A 16,616-nucleotide genomic window follows, 5' to 3' on the forward strand; every position below is an offset into this window, starting at 1 on the left:
TCGCAGCGCTGAACGCCTATATCCGGCCAGCGACATCGTTGCCCCAAGTTCAGGGATTGGCCTGAGTAATCTCGATCATGGCAAGGACACCAGTGAGCAGACACCGCCCCTCCATCTCTCGGACGTTGCTGATCGCGCTCTGTCTGATTGCGGCGATCGCCGCGCCCGCACGCAGCGAAGACGAAGCCTCCCCACATCAAGAAATACGAAAAAGCTGAGTTCGACGGCATCGACTTCCAGGGACAAAGCGAATTCGAAATTCACGATCCGGAGCTCTTGCCGAAGCAGCTCGTGCGCGCGATCGAGCAGACCAATTGCCGATACAAGGAAGATCTCAAGACGCTGCCCGTCCGTTTCCTCGTCATCGAGAACAAACGATTCGTGCTCGTTCCCTGTTTCGGGATCGCGATCAGGCACGAAATCTTCGACCTTCAGAACAGCCGACGGCCGCGGTTGCTGCCGCTCGCAAAGATGGCCCCCGAACGCGGCTTTGTGGCAGCCGACAGTGCCGGCTTCGTCACCTGGAACAAGGACGACCAGGTGTTCGAGGCCACCGGGGGAAACGACACGTGTGTACGGGAGCGGTCAGGCACATCTACAAGATCGCGCCTTATGGAACAGAGCTGTCGCTGATCCGGGTCGACTTCCGGCTGGACAATTGCACAGCGGGTGCATGGAAGACGTTATGGACCGCGCCGCCCTGGCCTACACGCGAGCAACTTCAGTGATAGTGCCCTCGGCCTAACACCGATCGAGCGAGTTCGGGGGCGAAACACAACAGCGTCATGCCGATTCACGTCCGATCCGACATACGCCCGCCATACGCCGCGGCTACCAATCGACGCACAGCGTTGACGAGGAGCACCATGGCCGACAACGACCTCGAAATCTTCCTGACCGCGCGCAATGTGCTGGTCGAACTGCGCCTGAATTTGGCCAAGGCCGTTTCGGCCGGCTACAAGAAGGGCGAAACGGAAACTGCGGTCAAGAGCCTCATCGAGGTCCAGCAGGCCATCGACGTGATCGACCACGCGAGCGAGGAGCTGGAGGAGCTCGACGAAGCCGAGCACGACGAGGACTGAGGCGCCGGGTGCGGTCAGGCCGTGCACCGGGTCGCAGGTCGGCATGGCGCCGCGCCCACCGTCTCAGGGCAGAATGCGCGGCCTGATGGGCTTTTGCCCACCTCTCACGAGCGGTGTCATGAGCCAACGACGCCGCCAGATGCAGCGCCCTCTCCCCCTTGTGGGAGAGGGCATGTACGGCCGATCCGCATGCGCGGTTGGGTGAGGGGTATGTCTCCGCGAATGACATTTGTGGAGACATACCCCTCACCCAAGTGAATTTGCCGCGCCACCTACATGCCCTCTCCCACAAGGGGAGAGGGCACAGTTACAGCCACCGCGCTCCTGTTCGCAATGGCAGCACTGCCGGGACGAGCGCTACCAAGTGGCGCAGCGAGGCCAGACGACCGCGTAGCTCGCAAACGGCTGAAGGCTTTGCTCTCAATATCAGGATGGCATGGAACGACGGACCACTGCTCACGTTCCCAGCGCAAATCGACTACACCAAGGTTGCGATCTCATAGATCAGCACAGCGGCCCCGAGGCAGCGCCGCCAGGGATTGACGCCGCGCACGAGCTCGTCGACGGCCCAGACGACGAGACTGGCCTTGACCAGGCAATCCAGCTTGTCGCCGGTCGGGCCCTGCGGATGCCAGACCCATCCTATGAGGCTACCCAGCAGCGCGATCCATAGCGCCGGGTTCGGCATCTGCGCGATGGTGATCTCGCCGGTTTCACGATTGCGGAAGAACCAGTCGATGAGGCGCGACATCGCACCGCCAGCCTGCCCGGTCACGCTCCGCGTCCCTCCTGCTTCCCACGCTGCAGGATGCGCCCCAGGCTGCGGGAGATCAACGGTCGCACTGGAAGGAACAGTCTGTAGCCCAGCTCCAGGACCACCAGCGCCCCCGGCAGCGACGCCACGCGCGCCGCCCCGCGCCACCGCGGCAGACGGCGCCAGACCTCGACGAACGCCGCGGCGCCAGACAGCAACCGCCCGTCGGCTGCGCGCACGTGAAATCGCGCCATCGCCTGCCCTTGGGTGAGGCCCTCCGGAGTCGCGGCGCCGGCCTTGGAGATGTCGACGAAGCACAGCGCGCCCGCCTGATCCGTGCGGCTGTAATAGCCGATCTCCGCCCGGCACAGCGGACAGGAGCCGTCGAAGTAGACGGTCGATTGTGCAGGCTCTTGCGCCATGCGGATCTCCAAGACACCGACTGCGGTGCCGGAGTATAAACGCCCAGGCGAGCGATTTGGGTCTGTGGCCCGCTGAATTTCAGCGGAAGGACGCCGACAGACTCAGCTATTGCAGTTGAAGAATGCGCCATCGCTGAAAACGATTGCCGATTTGTTACTCCGTCATGCCCGGGCTTGTCCCGCCTGCACGGCCGAAGCCGCTTCGGCGCGGCGAAGGCCCGGGCATCCACGTCCATCGGAGTGCGCCTGACGACGTGGATGGCCGGGACAAGCCCGGCCATGACGACGTGGAAACAGTCCAGCCCGACCGATAGAGCGCCGCACGCGACAGGGCCGCGGTCACAATCCGACCTGTCACCGCAGCACCCCACTCACCGCGGCGGCATCTTCTCGAATGTCGGCAGCGCCGGATCGAGGTGATCCCAGGCATATCCGGCCGCGGTCCAGGACACCAGTTGCGGTCGGTAGCGGCTGGGATCGTCGAGGCTTGCAGGGGTGACGATGAACACGTCCGGCATCGCCGGAAACGTCATGTGCATCGACGAGCCGCAGGTCGGACAGAAGGCGCGCCGCTTCACTGTGCCGCCGTCGCCGGTCGTCTCCCAGTGCGACACCTCGCCGTCGACCTTCACCTCGGCTGCGACGAAGATGAGGTGCGACTGATGTCCGGTACCGCTGTCGCGCTGGCACTGCCGGCACTGGCAGTCCAGCATCACCGCGGGCTCACCCTTGATCTCGTAGCGCACCGCGCCGCAGGCGCAGCCGCCGGCATAGACATTGGTCATGATGGTTCTCCGTGTGCGTCAATGCGGCCGCTGCAGCGATGTCTCGTCGGTGACGAGCTGATCGAGCTTCTTGACCACCGTCTTCCAGCCCTCGCCCATCTTGCGATACGCGGTCTCGTTGGCCGGCAGCACGAAGCCGGAATGGACGAGGCGCAGGCGCGTGCCGTCGTCCGCTCTCGCTAGGCTAAAAGTGACCACGGTCTCCAACGGCGCGCCGTAGCCGACATTGCCGGCATGGCCGCCCTTCCACGCATAGGACAACCGCTCGTTCGGCACGACCTCACGCACCTCGCAATGAATGGTGCCGTCCCATTCGCCGGCCGGCGTGGTCTGGAAGGTGAAGCGCGTCCCCACCACGGCCGCGAACCCCGTGGGCGCCATCAGCCAGCGGCCGATCAGTTCACCATTGGTCAGCACCTTCCAGACCACCTCAGGCGCATGCGGAAAGACCTCCTCCACCACGATGGCGTGCGTGTCCGGCTTCACGTCTTGATTCATGGATCGATGTCCTTCAGCAGTTTCCTCAGATCGGCGAAGCGGTCGCGCCAGAAGGCGCCGTAATGGCTCATCCAGTCGGCCAGCGGCTCCAGGCCGCGTGGCTCGGCGCGGTAGTAGACCTTGCGCCCCTCGGGGCGCTCGCAGACCAGGCCCGCCTGCTTCAAGGCTTTCAGATGCTGCGAGATCGCGCCCTGTGTGACGCTGCTGCCGCGGGTCAGTTCGACCACGGTGATCTCGTCGGATTGGACGATGCGCTCGAACACGGCCCGCCGCGTGGGGTCGGCCAAGGCGCGCATGACGGTGGTGATGGGTTCAGTCTGGAGCATGCAGAAAGAATAGCAATCGCTAATGAATTAGTCAACGCTAATGTTTACTACTCTCCGCAACCGCATCGCGATCGCGTAGCTCCGCGCCACCCACCCGAAAATCCGAATCTTTTTTCTTCCGTTTTTCAGAAGACAGTGCTATGGTGTCGCATCCCGTCTCACTTGAGGGGCGTTTCGCGATCGTCACGAGCGTGGAGTGCGGGATGCGGTGGGCGTGTCGGGTTGCAGCGTGAGCGATCATGCCGACGAACGATCCGATGCGCACGGCGAAATCGTGTGGTCCTGGTCTCCCGGTGCCGAGACCAAGTCTGCGTCGCAAAGTCTGGACGAGCGCGCAAGGCGACGGGGTCAAAAGCCGGTCCCCGGGGAGAGCACGTATAAGCCGTAGCGCCATCGCGCGGGGAAGGCCGGATGATCCGGCCCGTACCTGTGGTGACTGCCGCCTGCTTTTTTGTTGCAGGCGGGCCATGGGTGCGACCGGCACCCGGCCTTCCCCGCGCCCTCATTTCGAGAGGGCGATGAGATGAGCAACACTCGGACGCGACAGCGGGTGCGAGGATGAGATGCCGTGGCTACACACTCCGTCGTCGTCCCGGGCAAGCTGCGACGACGCGACAGCGGCGGCGCGGCGCCGACCCGGGACCCATAATCCGGGGCGGTTGTATGAGGCACGCTGGAGCTGCCAGCCTTGCGCAACAAATTCCGCCGGTGGTTATGGATCCCGGCGTTCGCCGGGATGACACCGATTGTTGGGGGGCTGCGGGGGCAAACCCATGCATGTTTGAACCTTCGCCTCCGCCACTGGAACACACCGAGACGCCCTACTCCCGCCAAACCCTGCAGAAAAACCGACTGAACCGCCCTCTCCGATCCGGTACACTCGCGACGTGACAAACCGCCCGACGATTCTCGTGTTCGACTCCGGCCTCGGCGGCCTCAGCGTGTTGCGCGAGGTGGTGCGCGCGCGTCCCGATGCGCATTACGTCTATGTCGCCGACGATGCGTTCTTTCCTTACGGCCATCACAGCGAAGCGGCGCTGATCGCCCGCGTGGTGCCGCTGATGGGCGAGTTGATCACAACGCACGAGCCGGACCTGATCGTCATCGCCTGCAACACCGCCTCGGTGCAGACGCTGGCGCCGCTGCGGGCCGCCTACACGACCCCGTTCGTCGGCACCGTGCCGGCGATCAAGCCGGCCTGCGCGCAATCACAAACCAAACGCGTCTCCGTGCTCGGCACCAAGGCCACCGTGCAGCGCGAATACACTCACGCGCTCATCCGCGACTTCGCGCAGGGCTGCGCGGTCACGCTGGTCGGCTCGCCGGATCTGGCCTCGCTGGCCGAAACCGCGCTCAGCGGAACCGCCGTCAGCGACGACGCGATCGCGGCCGAGATCCTGCCTTGCTTCACCGGCGATGCCGATGACGTTGGCGCCCGCACCGACACGGTCGTGCTCGCCTGCACGCATTATCCGCTGCTGCTCGACCGGCTGCAGAGGCTCGCACCCTGGCCGGTCGCCTGGATCGATCCTGCGCCGGCGATCGCGCGCCGGGTCGTCGACCTGCTAGGTCCGCAGTCCGACCGCGTCGATCACGGCGCCGCCAAGATGATCTTTACCTCGAACAAGCCGCATCAGCTCAGCCGCGCACTCACGCCGTTTTTCGGCGGCCGCGTGCCGGCCTGACGGAGACGTCCGATGTCCGCGTCCCCCAAAGCCCTCAATCGCCTCAAGCAGGCCTGGCACGACAGGCGGCCGACCTTCGGCGCCATTGCCACGATCCCGAGCATCCAGACCGTGCGCATCATGGCGCAATCGCTCGACTGGATCATCGTCGACCTCGAGCACGGGCCGATCGATCTCTCCACCGCGCATGCGATGATCACGGCGACCGCAGGCACGCCCTGCGTGCCGCTGGTGCGGATCGCCGCCAACGAGCCGCATCTGGCGAAAGCGCCGATGGATCTCGGCGCGCTCGGCATCAACTTTCCGATGATCTCCAGCCGCAGCGAGGCTGAGAAGGCGGTGCGCAGCGTACGCTACCCGCCGCGCGGCGACCGTCTCTGGGGCCCGTTCCACGCGCCGTTCCACTGGAACGTCTCGATGGCCGAGTACATGGCCACCGCCGACGACGACATGATCTGCATGGTGACCATCGAGCATGTCGAGGCGGTCGAGCGCATCGACGAGATCATGGCCACGCCCGGTATCGACATCGCGGTGATCGGCCCCGGCGACTTGGCCACCTCGATCAACAAGCGCGGCCAACTCGATGATCCCACGGTCAAATCGCTCATCGCCCGCGCCGAGGCCGGCATCCTCAAGTCAGGCGTGCCGATCGGCGGCGCGGCCCGCTCGGCCGAGCAGGCCAATGCGATGATCGAGCGCGGCTACCTCGCGCTCGCGCTCGGCTTCGATTGGTCCTTGTTCCAGCGCGGGATTGCCGCCAGTTTTGAAGGGATCAAACGCTGATCAGGCCGCGGATCTCAGCGCTTCACGTTCCGAACGAAAAACAACATTGGGGGAGAAGACCATGGTGAAGAAGATGATTTTCGGTCTGTCGCTGGCCGTGCTCGGGCTCGGCGCGGCGCTGGCGCAGCAGCCGGCGATCAAGCGCACCTTGCTGAACAAGACCGATTTTCCGGACGGCCATACCATCGTGCAGGCACTCGCTGAGGTTCCCGCCGGCGGTGCTGCAGGCCGGCATACCCACCCCGGCGTGGAGACGGCCTACATCCTGGAAGGCGAGGCCGAGCTTATCGTCGAGGGCCAGCCCGACCGGCACCTGAAGCCTGGAGACTCGTTCCAGATCCCGGCCGGCGTCGTTCATGACGCCAAGGTTCATGGCGACAAGGGCCTGAAGGTGCTCGGCGTCTACGTGGTCGACAAGACCAAGCCGCTGGCCTCGCCGGCGCCCTAACGGCAAGACGAGGCTTTCACCGCGCGGCGACCCGGGGTAACAGGGCCGCCGGGCGGAGCGGTCCGGGTCTGACCGATAACGGCTGCATCAGACGGCCATCGACACCAATGTATGGGAGTACCGATTTCAGATGCGCGGACAGACCAGGCCGATTTCGCTGCACCGCCGTCTGATCATCGATCTGATGCACGCCTCGCGCGACGTGCCGTTCGTGTCGCTGGAGCGCACCCTCCAGCTCGGCCCACTGCTGGAGGCCCGCGCCGCGGCCGATCGCCCGCCCGGCTTCGCGGCGCTGTTCGTCAAGGCGTTCGCTCTGGTCGCTCGCGACGAGCCGGTGCTGCGCACGCTCTATGTCAAATGGCCGTGGCCCTGCTTCTACGAGCTGCCGCGCAGCGTCGCGACCGTGACCATCGCAAGGGTCGAACATGGCGAGGATTGCGTGCTGCCGCAGCGCGTGTCCGGGCCGGAGACCATGACCCTGGCCGAGATCGACGCGGTGATCCGGCAGGGCAAGGAGGCGCCGGTCGAGGACGTCCCTATGTTCCGCAAGATCATGCGGGCGACCCGGTTACCCCTCCCGCTGCGGCGGTTCGCCTGGTGGGTCGGCCTCAGCTTCGGCCGGCAGCGCGCCAACTGGTTCGGCAATTTTTCGGTGACCAGCGTCGCCGCCTGCGGCGGCGGCCAGTTGCTCGCGTTGAGCCCAGGACCGTTCATCATCAATTACGACGTCATCAGGCCCGACCAGACCACCCGCCTTCTGATCCGGTGGGATCACCGGGTGACCGACGGGGCCATGATCGCCAGGACCGCGATCCGGCTGCAGGAGGTGCTGAACGGGGAGATCGCGGCCGAACTGAGGGCCACCCCGGCTGTCGGACCGGGATTGGCGGAGGTCGACCGGGCGTGCGAGGGGAAACGGCCGAAAATCACCGCCATCGGGGAGCCGCAGGGGTGATTTCCCGGCAAAATCGGCGGTTAAGGTTTGACAAGTCAGCGGTTTCTCCCTTAAGAACCGCCCTGCTCGCGGGCCGCTTTCGGCCCGCGTTGCGTTTCGCGACCCGTGGCTTTGTCCCCTCACGCTTTGGGGATCGGCCTGTCGGTGGACCGGGCTTCCCGGACACACAGGAGGGCGCGTTTCCTCAAACCCGAACGAAAGATTTTTAAGAGGACGCGATGACTAAGCGCAGTGAGGCGAAGTACAAGATCGATCGCCGCATGGGCCAGAACATTTGGGGCCGCCCGAAGAGCCCCGTCAACCGCCGCGAATACGGCCCCGGCCAGCACGGCCAGCGCCGCAAGGGCAAGCTCTCCGACTTCGGCGTGCAGCTGCGCGCCAAGCAGAAGCTGAAGGGCTACTACGCCAACATCTCCGAGCGCCAGTTCCACGGCATCTATGTCGAGGCCGGCCGTCTCAAGGGCGACACCGGCGAGAACCTGATCGGCATTCTCGAGCGCCGTCTCGACACCGTGGTGTTCCGCGCCAAGTTCGTCTCGACGATGTTCGCCGCACGCCAGTTCATCAACCACGGCCACATCAAGGTGAACGGCCGCAAGGTCAACATCGCGAGCTACCAGGTCAAGCCGGGCGACGTGATCGAGGTCAAGGAAGCCTCGAAGCAGCTCGCCGTGGTGCTCGAAGCCAGCCAGCTCGCCGAGCGTGACGTGCCGGACTACATCGAGGTCGATCACTCCAAGATGACCGCGAAGTTCATCCGCATCCCCGCGCTGTCGGACGTGCCGTTCGCGGTGCAGATGGAGCCGCATCTGATCGTCGAGTTCTACTCGCGCTGATCTTGACGGAGCGCCGCTCCGGCCACATCTGATAATCAGAAGGCCCTGGCATGCGCCGGGGCCTTTGTTTTTTGGATTTTCGGATCATGCGAACCGATTCCCGAATGCCACACTTGCCTCGAATTCGCCCCAGCTGGGCTGACAGCGTGTCGATCCCGTGATTCACTGTCCGCAGTTGTAAAGTAGCGGGGCGTTCGCCATGGAGTTCAACAGGCGCAATATCATCTTCGGTGCGTTGCCGACCGATGCGGTCGGTGCCCCGCCTCTGCCGCCATTGCGGCCGCCGCCCCTCCACGCTTCTCCGTTACGCGCGCGTCCCTCGGGAATCCGCTACCGCTTCAATGACGGCCTGTATCCGTCGACCGTCTTCGACCTTCTCGAACGCTCCTGCTGGCACGTCCAGTCCGACGCGACCGCCCATGTGATCCGCCATGTCGGAACCGGGCTCACCTTTGCCGACGCGCAACTTCGCTACGATCCGTTCGCGCTCGAACTTCTCCATTGTTTCGACAATTCTCCCGAACCCGCCGACGATTGGCAAACCACGCTGGTCGGCTGGGCCGCCGTGAACATGGGCTGGAACATCAAGCGGCAGCGGCCGGGGGCGTCGCTGGTTCTTTCGCCCTCGCGGCGCAGCCCGATGGAGTCCTGGGTGTTCGATTGCGCGGATGCGCCGCTTCTGGTGACCCGGCCGATCGATATCTCAAGGCCGCTGCGGCCGGATATCTGGCTCGCGGCGTGATCCGGACGGGGACGCGTTTTGCGAGAGCGGTGCGAGTTGGGTAAGGTCGTCAGGTGAAAGCCGAACGAGGACTGCCGATGTATTACACCCCGCCCCCGCGCGATCCCAAGGCGCCGCCCGTGCGCGTCAATTTGTTGTCGGATACGCAGACGCGCCCGACTCCCGCGATGCGCGAGGCGATGGCGCGGGCCGAGGTCGGCGACGAGCAGATCGGCGATGATCCGACCGTGCACGAGCTCACCGCCCGCGTCGCCGCGCTCATGGGCAAGGAAGCCGCGGTGCTGATGCCGTCGGGCACGATGTGCAACGTCGCGGCGACCTTGGTGCACTGTCGCCCCGGCGACGAGATCCTGGCGCATGAGACCGCGCACATCATCTCGCGCGAGGGCGGCGCGCATGCCGCGCTCGGTGGTTTCCAGGTGACACAGCTCAAGGGGCTCGACGGCCAGTTCACGCCGGAGACGTTCCGCGCCGCGCTGCATCCGCGTTCACGTTATCAGCCGCCGCAAACCGTGGTCAGCGTCGAGCAAACCGCCAATATCGGCGGCGGCACGATCTGGAAGAAGGCTGCGCTCGATGAGATCGCTGAGATCGCCAAGGCGAATGGCATGGCGACGCATATGGACGGCGCGCGGCTGCTCAATGCCACCGTGGCGACCGGCATCTCGGCGGCCGAGATGACCGCCGGCTGGGATTCCGCCTGGATCGACTTTTCCAAGGGCCTGGGCGCACCGATCGGCGGCGTGCTTGCCGGCAGCGCCGCGTTCATCGACGAGGTCTGGCGCTGGAAGCAGCGGCTCGGCGGCGCGATGCGCCAGGCCGGCGTCGTCGCCGCCGCCTGCATCTACGCGCTCGATCATCACGTTGACCGTCTCGCCGAGGATCACGCCAATGCCCGCGCGCTGGCGCGCGGTCTGTCGCAGATCCAAGGCATCGAAGTGCAGGAGCCCGAGACCAATCTCGTGTTCTTCAAGCCCGACGGCGCCGGCGTCTCCGGCGACAAGATGGTGAGCGAGCTGCGCAAGCGCGGCGTGCTGCTCGCCATGATGGACGGCCGCATCCGCGCCTGCACGCATCTCGATGTGTCAGCCGCGATGATCGAGGAGACGATCGGCCACGTCAGGGAGATCGTCCGCGGCGCATGAGGATCATGGCACGAGCGCCGAGTAGACCAGCTGCCGCATGTCGCTCGCGATGCGGCCGCGCTGTGCAGGCGCCTGCATCATGACGATCACGAAAAGGTCGTCGGCGGGATCGATGAAGAAGAACGTCCCGCCGACGCCATCCCAGCCATATTCGCCCGCTGGCAACGGCGGCTTCGCCGCGAGGCGCACGGAGAAGCCCAGACCGAAGCCGTGCTCGGCGCCAGGAAAATAGAGGTCGTCACGACGAATCCCCGCCCCCACGACATGGTCCCGCGTCATCAGCGCGACCGTCTCAGGCTTAAGGTAGCGGCGACCGTCCAGCGCGCCGCCGTTCAGCAGCATCTGCGCGAACCGCGCGTAGTCCGAGATGGTGCTGATCATGCCCGCCCCGCCCGATTCCCAGTGCTTCGGACGGATCGGATCATCGAGGCCTGCGATCGGCCGATCGAACCAGTCGCGCGGCGACGGCTCGGCGACGCGGCCACGCTGGCCCTGGTCGGCGAGGAAGAACGCCGTCTCGCGCATGCCGAGCGGACCGAGCAGCCGCTCCTGCTCGAATTGATAAAGCTGAAGGCCGGACACGATTTCGATCACCCGGCCGAGCACGTCGGTCGAGTGGCCGTAGTCCCACAGCGTGCCCGGCTGCTCGGCAAGCGGCAGCCTGGCCAGGCGCTCGACGAAGATGGCGTTGTCGATGTCACCATCGAAAAGGCGCGCCTTGGCGTACTGACGGCGAACCGCGGTCTCGCCATAGAAGCCGTAGGTGAGACCGGAGGTGTGGCGCAGCTGATCGAGGATGGTGATCGGACGCACGAGCGGCGCGCCATCGACCTTCACATCCGCGAACGCCGGGATCAATTTCGACAAGGGATCATCGAGCCGCAGCCTGCCGTCATCGACCAGCATCATCGCGGCCACCGACGTGATCGGCTTCGACATCGAATAGATGCGGAAGATCGCGTCCTCCGTCATCGGCGCGCGGGTGGCAGGATCGCGCAAGCCGAAGCTCTGCAGCAGGACCGGACTGCCGTGCTGCTGGACCAGGACGACGGCGCCAGGAATGTTGCCGGCGGCAACCTCGTGACGAAAATAGGCGGAGACCTGATCGAGGCGCAGCCGATCGAGATTGCGCCGGGAAGATATCCCTGCACGAGCCAGAGCAGGCCATATCGGCGCCGCGAGAAAGGCGCCGAGCAGCGTTCGTCGCGAAACCGGCCGATCCACGCTAGCTGCCCTGCTGCAGAGAGATCCCGTCACAGCTACAGACCGGCTCGGCTTGCGATCGCCTCGCTGAGCGCGTGGTCGTGCAGCTCAGCGCTCTGGTCGGAGAAGCAGCAGAACACGATCTGCGACAGCGAGGTCTGCTCGCTGATGGCCGCGATGGAGGTCGCGACCGCAATGGACGCGGCGCGATCGGCGGGAAATCGAAAGATCCCGGTCGAGATCGCGGGAAAGGCGACGGAGTCCAAGAGATGCTTGTGGCACAGCTCGATCGAGCGCCGATAGCACGAGGCCAACAGCTCCGGCTCGCCGCGATCGCCGCCTTGCCAGACCGGGCCGACGGTGTGGATCACATGGCGCGCCGGCAGCCGGTAGCCCTTGGTGATCTTGGCCTCGCCGGTCTTGCAGCCATGGAGCATGCGGCACTCCATGACGAGGTCCGGACCGGCGGCGCGGTGGATGGCGCCATCGACGCCGCCACCGCCGAGCAAAGACGAGTTCGCGGCGTTGACGATGGCGTCAACGCCGAGCTTGGTGATGTCGGCGGTGACGACCTCGAAGCGGGTCGCGCCGATGGTGCGGACCGGATAGCTCAGGCGGAAGCCGCCGTGCCGACCGGAATGCCCTTGTCGGTGAACAGCTGCTGCAGCTCGCCGCTCTGGAACATCTCACGCACGATGTCGCAACCGCCGACGAACTCGCCCTTCACGTACAGCTGCGGAATCGTCGGCCAGTTGGAGAACGTCTTGATGCCGTTGCGCAGCTCGGCCGATTCCAGGACGTTAAGGCCCTTATAGCCGACGCCGACATGATCGAGGATCTGCACGACCTGCCCGGAAAATCCGCACTGCGGAAACTGCGGCGTCCCCTTCATGAACAGGACGACGTCGTTCGACTTCACTTCGTTGTCAATGAATTGCTCGATGCTCATCTTCGCTTCCTCTAGGGCGCCTCAAGGAACGCCTGGGGCTCGGTGCCGCTCCGGTCGCTTCGGGCCCATTTTCGCCCGGGGACGACCGTCACTCCCGCTATATGTAGCGCAAACCGTTGGTCCGCCAAAGTAAAATGCCAAGGATCGGCCCGCAAGGCAGGCCCTCGCGCGGGCCATGGGCTGATGACGGCAATATTATCGCCGGGGCGAGGGTTTCATCCCGTAACCAAGCCCCCATCTAGGACGAACTGTCCGAAGGAACTTGTTCCGTCGAAAATCGTTCTCTCCATCCAAACGGAGACCCGCGTGACCAGTTCAGCCTCCGCCACAGCCTCGCTTCCCGCCACCGCCGCGCAGACCCCGAGCTCCCGTCCCCTGGCCGAGAGCCTGACCGAGGCCTTTTTGGCGGTCCGGGGCGAGACCGAACGCCGAGCCGCGCCGCTCAGCGCAGAGGATCAGGTCATCCAGTCGATGCCGGATGCCAGCCCGGCGAAATGGCATCGCGCCCACACCACTTGGTTCTTCGAGCAATTCGTGCTGGGCGCGCATTGCCGGGGCTACACGCCGTTTCACCCGGACTATGCCTTCCTGTTCAATTCCTATTACGTCAGTGCCGGCCCCCGCCACACGCGGGGCGAGCGCGGACTGATCACCCGCCCTGGTGTCGCCGACATCAGCGCCTATCGCCGCCATGTCGACGCGGCCATGGTCGACTTCCTGGGCCGCGCTGATGCGTCGACCTTGGAGGCCGTCGCCCCGCTCGTGGAGGTCGGGCTCAACCATGAGCAGCAGCATCAGGAGCTGATGCTGACGGACATCCTGCATGCCTTCGCGCAGAATCCGACGGCGCCCGCCTATGATCCCTCATGGCGCTTCCCCGTCCCAGCCCGCGGCGGCGAGGATTGGATCAGCCTTCCCGAGGGCATCCACACCGTCGGTCACGCCGGTGACGGCTACCATTTCGACAATGAGCGACCGGCGCATCGCGCGCTCGTCGGGCCGGTGAAGCTGGCGCGCAACCTCGTCACCAATGCCGAGTGGCTCGCCTTCATGGCCGACGGCGGCTACCGGACCGCCACGTTGTGGCTGATGGACGGCTTCGCCGTAGCCAGCCGCGAAGGCTGGCAGGCGCCGGGCCATTGGTATGAGGTCGCGGGCGAATGGCGCATGATGACGCTCAGCGGGCTGCAGCCGGTCGATCCGGATGCTCCGGTTTGCCACGTCAGCTATTACGAGGCCGACGCATTCGCGCGCTGGTCCGGCAAGCACCTGCCGACCGAGATGGAATGGGAGGTCGCCGCGCGCGGCAACCAGTTGAATGACGCCTTCGGCATCGTCTGGCAGTGGACCCGCAGCGCCTACAGCCCCTATCCCGGCTACCGTGCCATGGAGGGTGCGCTCGGCGAGTACAACGGCAAGTTCATGGTCAATCAGCTGGTGCTGCGCGGCTCGTCGCTTGCCACGCCGGCGGACCACAGCCGCATCACCTACCGCAACTTCTTTTATCCGCATCACCGCTGGCAATTCACGGGGCTGCGTCTCGCCGACTACGTCTAAGAGAGTCGCGAACATTGTTGCCGATCATCGCGCCTCTTGCGCGTCCAGGAGAGTATCATGAACGTGCACGTCAACGCTCTGGTCGATGCCCATCTTCCCGACGACAAGACGTCGGCCTTCGCGCAGGATGCGGTCGCGGGCCTCAGCCAGCAGCCCAAGCAGCTGTCACCGAAGTACTTCTATGACGCCGCCGGATCGGATCTGTTCGAACAGATCACGCGGCTGCCGGAATACTATCCGACGCGGACCGAGCTCGGCATTCTCCGAGACCGCGGTGCGGAGATTGCGGCTGTTATCCCCGAGGATGCGGCTCTGATCGAGTTCGGCGCCGGCGCCACGACCAAGGTGCGGCTGCTGCTGGAGAGCTGCCGCTTTGCGGCTTATGTGCCGGTCGATATCTCCGGCGACTTCCTCACTGCGCAGGCCGACAGCCTTCGCCGCGATTTCCCCGATCTCGCGGTCCATCCGGTGGTTGCCGACTTCACCACGGCGTTCAAGCTGCCCGAGGCCATCGCAGGCAAGCCGAAGGTGGGCTTCTTTCCGGGATCGACCATCGGCAATTTCGAGCCGCACGAGGCCTGCCGCTTTCTGCGGTCTGCGCGGGAGATCCTGGGCGCCGGCGCGCTGATGATCGTCGGCGTTGACCTGGAGAAGGACGAGCGCGTGCTGCATGCCGCTTACAATGATGCGGCCGGCGTCACCGCGCGTTTCAATCTCAATCTGCTGCTGCGCATCAACCGCGAGCTCGGCGGCAATTTCGACCTCTCCGCCTTCGTCCACCGCGCGATCTATAATCGCGAGCAGCACCGTATCGAGATGCATCTGGTGGCGCGGAAACCTCAGACAGTTCGCCTGCTCGGCACCACGATCTCCTTCCGTGCCGGCGAAAGCATCCACACCGAGAACAGCTATAAATACAGCATCGACCGCTTCGGGGCGTTGGCTCGCGGCTCAGGCTGGAAGGTGCAGACGGTCTGGACCGATGCCGAGAAGATGTTCTCGGTTCAGGCGATGGTGGCCGACGCGTGAGGCTCCGGCTTCGCCGGATCGGATAGCGTCCCACGGTCCAGCGATCTGCTGGAATAACAGGCATCCGCGCCCGGCACGGGTGGTTCGGTCGGCAGAGGCGCAAACAGCCGATACGAGCCGTCAGCGCTGGTCCGGCACTCCGGTCTGAAGAGCCAGCGCGTGCAGGACGTCGCCCATCTGGCCGCGCAGCGACTGATAGACGAGCTGATGCTGTTGCACGCGCGACTTGCCGCGGAAAGCCTCGGAGATGACGGTCGCAGCGTAGTGGTCGCCGTCGCCGGCAAGATCACGAATCGTCACCTGGGCGTCGGGAATGGCGGCCTTGATCATCTGCTCGATCACGTGGGCATCCATAGGCATCCCAGTCCATCTCCTTCTGTAGCGGCGCGCGTGTCCAAAGAGCTGCTGGCCGCAGCTCCCCTGTGTGGCCCGTCGAACGGCACGAATCAAGGCGCTCTCGCGCGACCGTGATGGTGGAATTTAACGTGAACCGGTTTCGAGGTCACGCCCGGAACCACTATATGTCCAGCTCACGCACAATGCGCTGGACCGGGTGACGCACCCGAGTCCCGATTGCGAGGGAGACGACATGAAGATTCCAGGGCCGGATCACCCGATCACCATCACCCCAAATCCGAGACGGGTGCGTGTCATCGCCGATGGCGTCATCATCGCCGATACCACGCGCGCACTCACCTTGAAGGAGGCGAGCTACCCGGCGGTCCACTACGTGCCCCGGGCCGATGCCAACATGGCGGCGCTGCAGAAGACGGATCGCGTCACGCATTGTCCCTACAAGGGCGATGCCAGCTATTTCAACATCGCCGTAGGCGGCAAGACGCTGGACAACGCGATCTGGAGCTATGAGACGCCGTTCCCGGCGATGGCCGAGATTGCGGGCCATCTGGCGTTCTATCCCGACAAGGTGCGGATCGAGGAAGTTGCTGCCGGCTGATTCCCGCCGCCCGGTGGGGTACCGGTGCGGCGGGCGTTTGGTTCGCGGCCTCTTAGACCCTGAAGATCGTCAGGCCGAGAATCAGGAGCACGAGGAAGATCACCAGGAAGATGTAGAACAGGATCCGCGCTACGTCTGCGGAAGCCGCCGAGATTCCCGTGAAGCCGAGAACACCGGCGACGACCGAGATCAAGAAAAACAGCAGCGCCCATTTGAGAATAGTCACGGTATGGTCCTCCAGTCAGGCGCCGTGCCGGCGCGTTCGCCTTACTAACGACGCTGCCGGGAACCGGTTCCTTTAGATCGGGGCAGTCGGAGAACATCCGCAACTTCGAGCAGACCTGCCCGTAACTTTCGCGGCTGCGGCTTCGTAAGCTGGAGAGGACGACAAAGTAGCGGGAGGTGTGAGAAATCGGGTTGCGGGCGGCTTCGGCAACTGATTTGCAGCACCGATCAGGA

The 16,616-nt window shown here is 64.9% G+C and carries 22 protein-coding genes; 12 read left to right on the plus strand and 10 right to left on the minus strand.

Annotation, left to right across the window (positions count from 1 at the left end; all coding sequences use genetic code 11):
* Positions 1–147 precede the first annotated feature (147 nt).
* Positions 148–633 carry a hypothetical protein gene (locus tag BRAD285_RS20135; protein WP_006609174.1) on the plus strand — a complete coding sequence of 162 codons (486 nt, stop codon included), beginning with the start codon at positions 148–150 and terminating at the stop codon, positions 631–633.
* Between the two features lie 233 nt (positions 634–866).
* The gene (locus BRAD285_RS20140) at positions 867–1,082 is read left to right on the plus strand and encodes a hypothetical protein (RefSeq protein WP_006609175.1); all 216 of its coding nucleotides are present in this window, start codon (positions 867–869) and stop codon (positions 1,080–1,082) included.
* Between the two features lie 478 nt (positions 1,083–1,560).
* Here the strand turns inward: BRAD285_RS20140 and BRAD285_RS20145 are convergent, their stop codons facing one another.
* The 5 genes from BRAD285_RS20145 to BRAD285_RS20165 all read right to left on the minus strand — a co-directional run bounded on the left by BRAD285_RS20145 (position 1,561) and on the right by BRAD285_RS20165 (position 3,867).
* Positions 1,561–1,833, minus strand: coding sequence for a hypothetical protein (locus BRAD285_RS20145; protein ID WP_006609176.1), 273 nt, complete (start codon positions 1,831–1,833; stop codon positions 1,561–1,563).
* Between the two features lie 20 nt (positions 1,834–1,853).
* Positions 1,854–2,258 (minus strand): thiol-disulfide oxidoreductase DCC family protein, encoded by a 405-nt coding sequence (locus BRAD285_RS20150; RefSeq protein ID WP_035644269.1) that lies wholly within the window; start codon positions 2,256–2,258, stop codon positions 1,854–1,856.
* Between the two features lie 371 nt (positions 2,259–2,629).
* Complete coding sequence (locus BRAD285_RS20155) at positions 2,630–3,043, minus strand: GFA family protein (protein WP_006609178.1); 414 nt, start codon at positions 3,041–3,043, stop codon at positions 2,630–2,632.
* Positions 3,044–3,061: 18 nt separating this feature from the next.
* Positions 3,062–3,541 carry an SRPBCC domain-containing protein gene (locus BRAD285_RS20160; RefSeq protein WP_006609179.1) on the minus strand — a complete coding sequence of 160 codons (480 nt, stop codon included), beginning with the start codon at positions 3,539–3,541 and terminating at the stop codon, positions 3,062–3,064.
* Entirely contained in the window at positions 3,538–3,867 is a 330-nt protein-coding gene (locus BRAD285_RS20165) for a helix-turn-helix transcriptional regulator (protein WP_035644273.1), read from the minus strand. Before BRAD285_RS20165 ends, BRAD285_RS20160 begins: the two co-directional genes overlap by 4 nt.
* Before the next feature lie 887 nt (positions 3,868–4,754).
* On the opposite strand from BRAD285_RS20165, the gene murI reads away from it, so the two are divergent.
* The 7 genes from murI to BRAD285_RS20210 all read left to right on the plus strand — a co-directional run bounded on the left by murI (position 4,755) and on the right by BRAD285_RS20210 (position 10,464).
* Positions 4,755–5,552, plus strand: coding sequence for a glutamate racemase (gene murI, locus BRAD285_RS20180; RefSeq protein WP_006609181.1), 798 nt, complete (start codon positions 4,755–4,757; stop codon positions 5,550–5,552).
* Between the two features lie 12 nt (positions 5,553–5,564).
* Entirely contained in the window at positions 5,565–6,338 is a 774-nt protein-coding gene (locus tag BRAD285_RS20185; protein WP_006609182.1) for an HpcH/HpaI aldolase/citrate lyase family protein, read from the plus strand.
* Positions 6,339–6,399: 61 nt separating this feature from the next.
* Positions 6,400–6,786, plus strand: a complete 387-nt coding sequence (locus BRAD285_RS20190; protein ID WP_006609183.1) for a cupin domain-containing protein — start codon at positions 6,400–6,402, stop codon at positions 6,784–6,786.
* 130 nt (positions 6,787–6,916) lie between these two features.
* On the plus strand, positions 6,917–7,741 hold the full coding sequence (locus tag BRAD285_RS20195; RefSeq protein WP_006609184.1) for a hypothetical protein: 825 nt from the start codon (positions 6,917–6,919) through the stop codon (positions 7,739–7,741).
* 218 nt (positions 7,742–7,959) lie between these two features.
* On the plus strand, positions 7,960–8,577 hold the full coding sequence (gene rpsD, locus BRAD285_RS20200) for a 30S ribosomal protein S4 (RefSeq protein ID WP_006609185.1): 618 nt from the start codon (positions 7,960–7,962) through the stop codon (positions 8,575–8,577).
* A gap of 199 nt (positions 8,578–8,776) precedes the next feature.
* Positions 8,777–9,319 carry a hypothetical protein gene (locus BRAD285_RS20205; protein WP_006609186.1) on the plus strand — a complete coding sequence of 181 codons (543 nt, stop codon included), beginning with the start codon at positions 8,777–8,779 and terminating at the stop codon, positions 9,317–9,319.
* Positions 9,320–9,396: 77 nt separating this feature from the next.
* Positions 9,397–10,464 (plus strand): low specificity L-threonine aldolase, encoded by a 1,068-nt coding sequence (locus tag BRAD285_RS20210; RefSeq protein WP_006609187.1) that lies wholly within the window; start codon positions 9,397–9,399, stop codon positions 10,462–10,464.
* Positions 10,465–10,467: 3 nt separating this feature from the next.
* On the opposite strand, the gene BRAD285_RS20215 is transcribed toward BRAD285_RS20210, so the two are convergent.
* From BRAD285_RS20215 to grxD, 3 genes are read right to left on the minus strand one after another with little or no spacing between them, the layout of a single operon-like run.
* Entirely contained in the window at positions 10,468–11,688 is a 1,221-nt protein-coding gene (locus tag BRAD285_RS20215) for a serine hydrolase (RefSeq protein ID WP_006609188.1), read from the minus strand.
* Between the two features lie 35 nt (positions 11,689–11,723).
* Entirely contained in the window at positions 11,724–12,281 is a 558-nt protein-coding gene (locus tag BRAD285_RS20220; protein ID WP_006609189.1) for an O-acetyl-ADP-ribose deacetylase, read from the minus strand.
* Positions 12,278–12,616, minus strand: a complete 339-nt coding sequence (gene grxD / locus BRAD285_RS20225; RefSeq protein WP_006609190.1) for a Grx4 family monothiol glutaredoxin — start codon at positions 12,614–12,616, stop codon at positions 12,278–12,280. Before grxD ends, BRAD285_RS20220 begins: the two co-directional genes overlap by 4 nt.
* A gap of 306 nt (positions 12,617–12,922) precedes the next feature.
* On the opposite strand from grxD, the gene egtB reads away from it, so the two are divergent.
* Together egtB and egtD are read left to right on the plus strand one after the other, a co-directional pair.
* Positions 12,923–14,173, plus strand: coding sequence for an ergothioneine biosynthesis protein EgtB (gene egtB, locus BRAD285_RS20230; RefSeq protein WP_006609191.1), 1,251 nt, complete (start codon positions 12,923–12,925; stop codon positions 14,171–14,173).
* Positions 14,174–14,230: 57 nt separating this feature from the next.
* Positions 14,231–15,202 carry an L-histidine N(alpha)-methyltransferase gene (gene egtD, locus BRAD285_RS20235; protein ID WP_006609192.1) on the plus strand — a complete coding sequence of 324 codons (972 nt, stop codon included), beginning with the start codon at positions 14,231–14,233 and terminating at the stop codon, positions 15,200–15,202.
* Between the two features lie 120 nt (positions 15,203–15,322).
* On the opposite strand, the gene BRAD285_RS20240 is transcribed toward egtD, so the two are convergent.
* Positions 15,323–15,562: a BolA/IbaG family iron-sulfur metabolism protein gene (locus BRAD285_RS20240; protein WP_006609193.1), complete on the minus strand. Its 240-nt coding sequence runs from the start codon at positions 15,560–15,562 to the stop codon at positions 15,323–15,325.
* A 229-nt stretch (positions 15,563–15,791) separates the two neighbouring features.
* On the opposite strand from BRAD285_RS20240, the gene BRAD285_RS20245 reads away from it, so the two are divergent.
* Positions 15,792–16,157, plus strand: a complete 366-nt coding sequence (locus tag BRAD285_RS20245; protein ID WP_006609194.1) for a DUF427 domain-containing protein — start codon at positions 15,792–15,794, stop codon at positions 16,155–16,157.
* A gap of 52 nt (positions 16,158–16,209) precedes the next feature.
* On the opposite strand, the gene BRAD285_RS20250 is transcribed toward BRAD285_RS20245, so the two are convergent.
* Positions 16,210–16,383, minus strand: a complete 174-nt coding sequence (locus BRAD285_RS20250) for a DUF1328 domain-containing protein (protein ID WP_006609195.1) — start codon at positions 16,381–16,383, stop codon at positions 16,210–16,212.
* Between the last annotated feature and the right edge of the window lie 233 nt (positions 16,384–16,616).

Origin of the sequence: Bradyrhizobium sp. ORS 285, assembly GCF_900176205.1 — a bacterium.
Taxonomy (GTDB): Bacteria; Pseudomonadota; Alphaproteobacteria; order Rhizobiales; family Xanthobacteraceae; genus Bradyrhizobium.

Bases quoted from the DNA above. Each gene is read 5' to 3' on its own strand.
- egtD (WP_006609192.1), top strand. From the start codon at position 14,231: ATGAACGTGCACGTCAACGCTCTGGTCGATGCCCATCTTCCCGACGAC.
- BRAD285_RS20195 (WP_006609184.1), top strand. From the start codon at position 6,917: ATGCGCGGACAGACCAGGCCGATTTCGCTGCACCGCCGTCTGATCATC.
- BRAD285_RS20140 (WP_006609175.1), top strand. From the start codon at position 867: ATGGCCGACAACGACCTCGAAATCTTCCTGACCGCGCGCAATGTGCTG.
- BRAD285_RS20165 (WP_035644273.1), bottom strand. From the start codon at position 3,867: ATGCTCCAGACTGAACCCATCACCACCGTCATGCGCGCCTTGGCCGAC.
- BRAD285_RS20205 (WP_006609186.1), top strand. From the start codon at position 8,777: ATGGAGTTCAACAGGCGCAATATCATCTTCGGTGCGTTGCCGACCGAT.
- BRAD285_RS20145 (WP_006609176.1), bottom strand. From the start codon at position 1,833: ATGTCGCGCCTCATCGACTGGTTCTTCCGCAATCGTGAAACCGGCGAG.
- BRAD285_RS20240 (WP_006609193.1), bottom strand. From the start codon at position 15,562: ATGCCTATGGATGCCCACGTGATCGAGCAGATGATCAAGGCCGCCATT.
- rpsD (WP_006609185.1), top strand. From the start codon at position 7,960: ATGACTAAGCGCAGTGAGGCGAAGTACAAGATCGATCGCCGCATGGGC.
- BRAD285_RS20150 (WP_035644269.1), bottom strand. From the start codon at position 2,258: ATGGCGCAAGAGCCTGCACAATCGACCGTCTACTTCGACGGCTCCTGT.
- BRAD285_RS20185 (WP_006609182.1), top strand. From the start codon at position 5,565: ATGTCCGCGTCCCCCAAAGCCCTCAATCGCCTCAAGCAGGCCTGGCAC.
- grxD (WP_006609190.1), bottom strand. From the start codon at position 12,616: ATGAGCATCGAGCAATTCATTGACAACGAAGTGAAGTCGAACGACGTC.
- BRAD285_RS20210 (WP_006609187.1), top strand. From the start codon at position 9,397: ATGTATTACACCCCGCCCCCGCGCGATCCCAAGGCGCCGCCCGTGCGC.
- BRAD285_RS20155 (WP_006609178.1), bottom strand. From the start codon at position 3,043: ATGACCAATGTCTATGCCGGCGGCTGCGCCTGCGGCGCGGTGCGCTAC.
- BRAD285_RS20245 (WP_006609194.1), top strand. From the start codon at position 15,792: ATGAAGATTCCAGGGCCGGATCACCCGATCACCATCACCCCAAATCCG.
- BRAD285_RS20190 (WP_006609183.1), top strand. From the start codon at position 6,400: ATGGTGAAGAAGATGATTTTCGGTCTGTCGCTGGCCGTGCTCGGGCTC.
- BRAD285_RS20160 (WP_006609179.1), bottom strand. From the start codon at position 3,541: ATGAATCAAGACGTGAAGCCGGACACGCACGCCATCGTGGTGGAGGAG.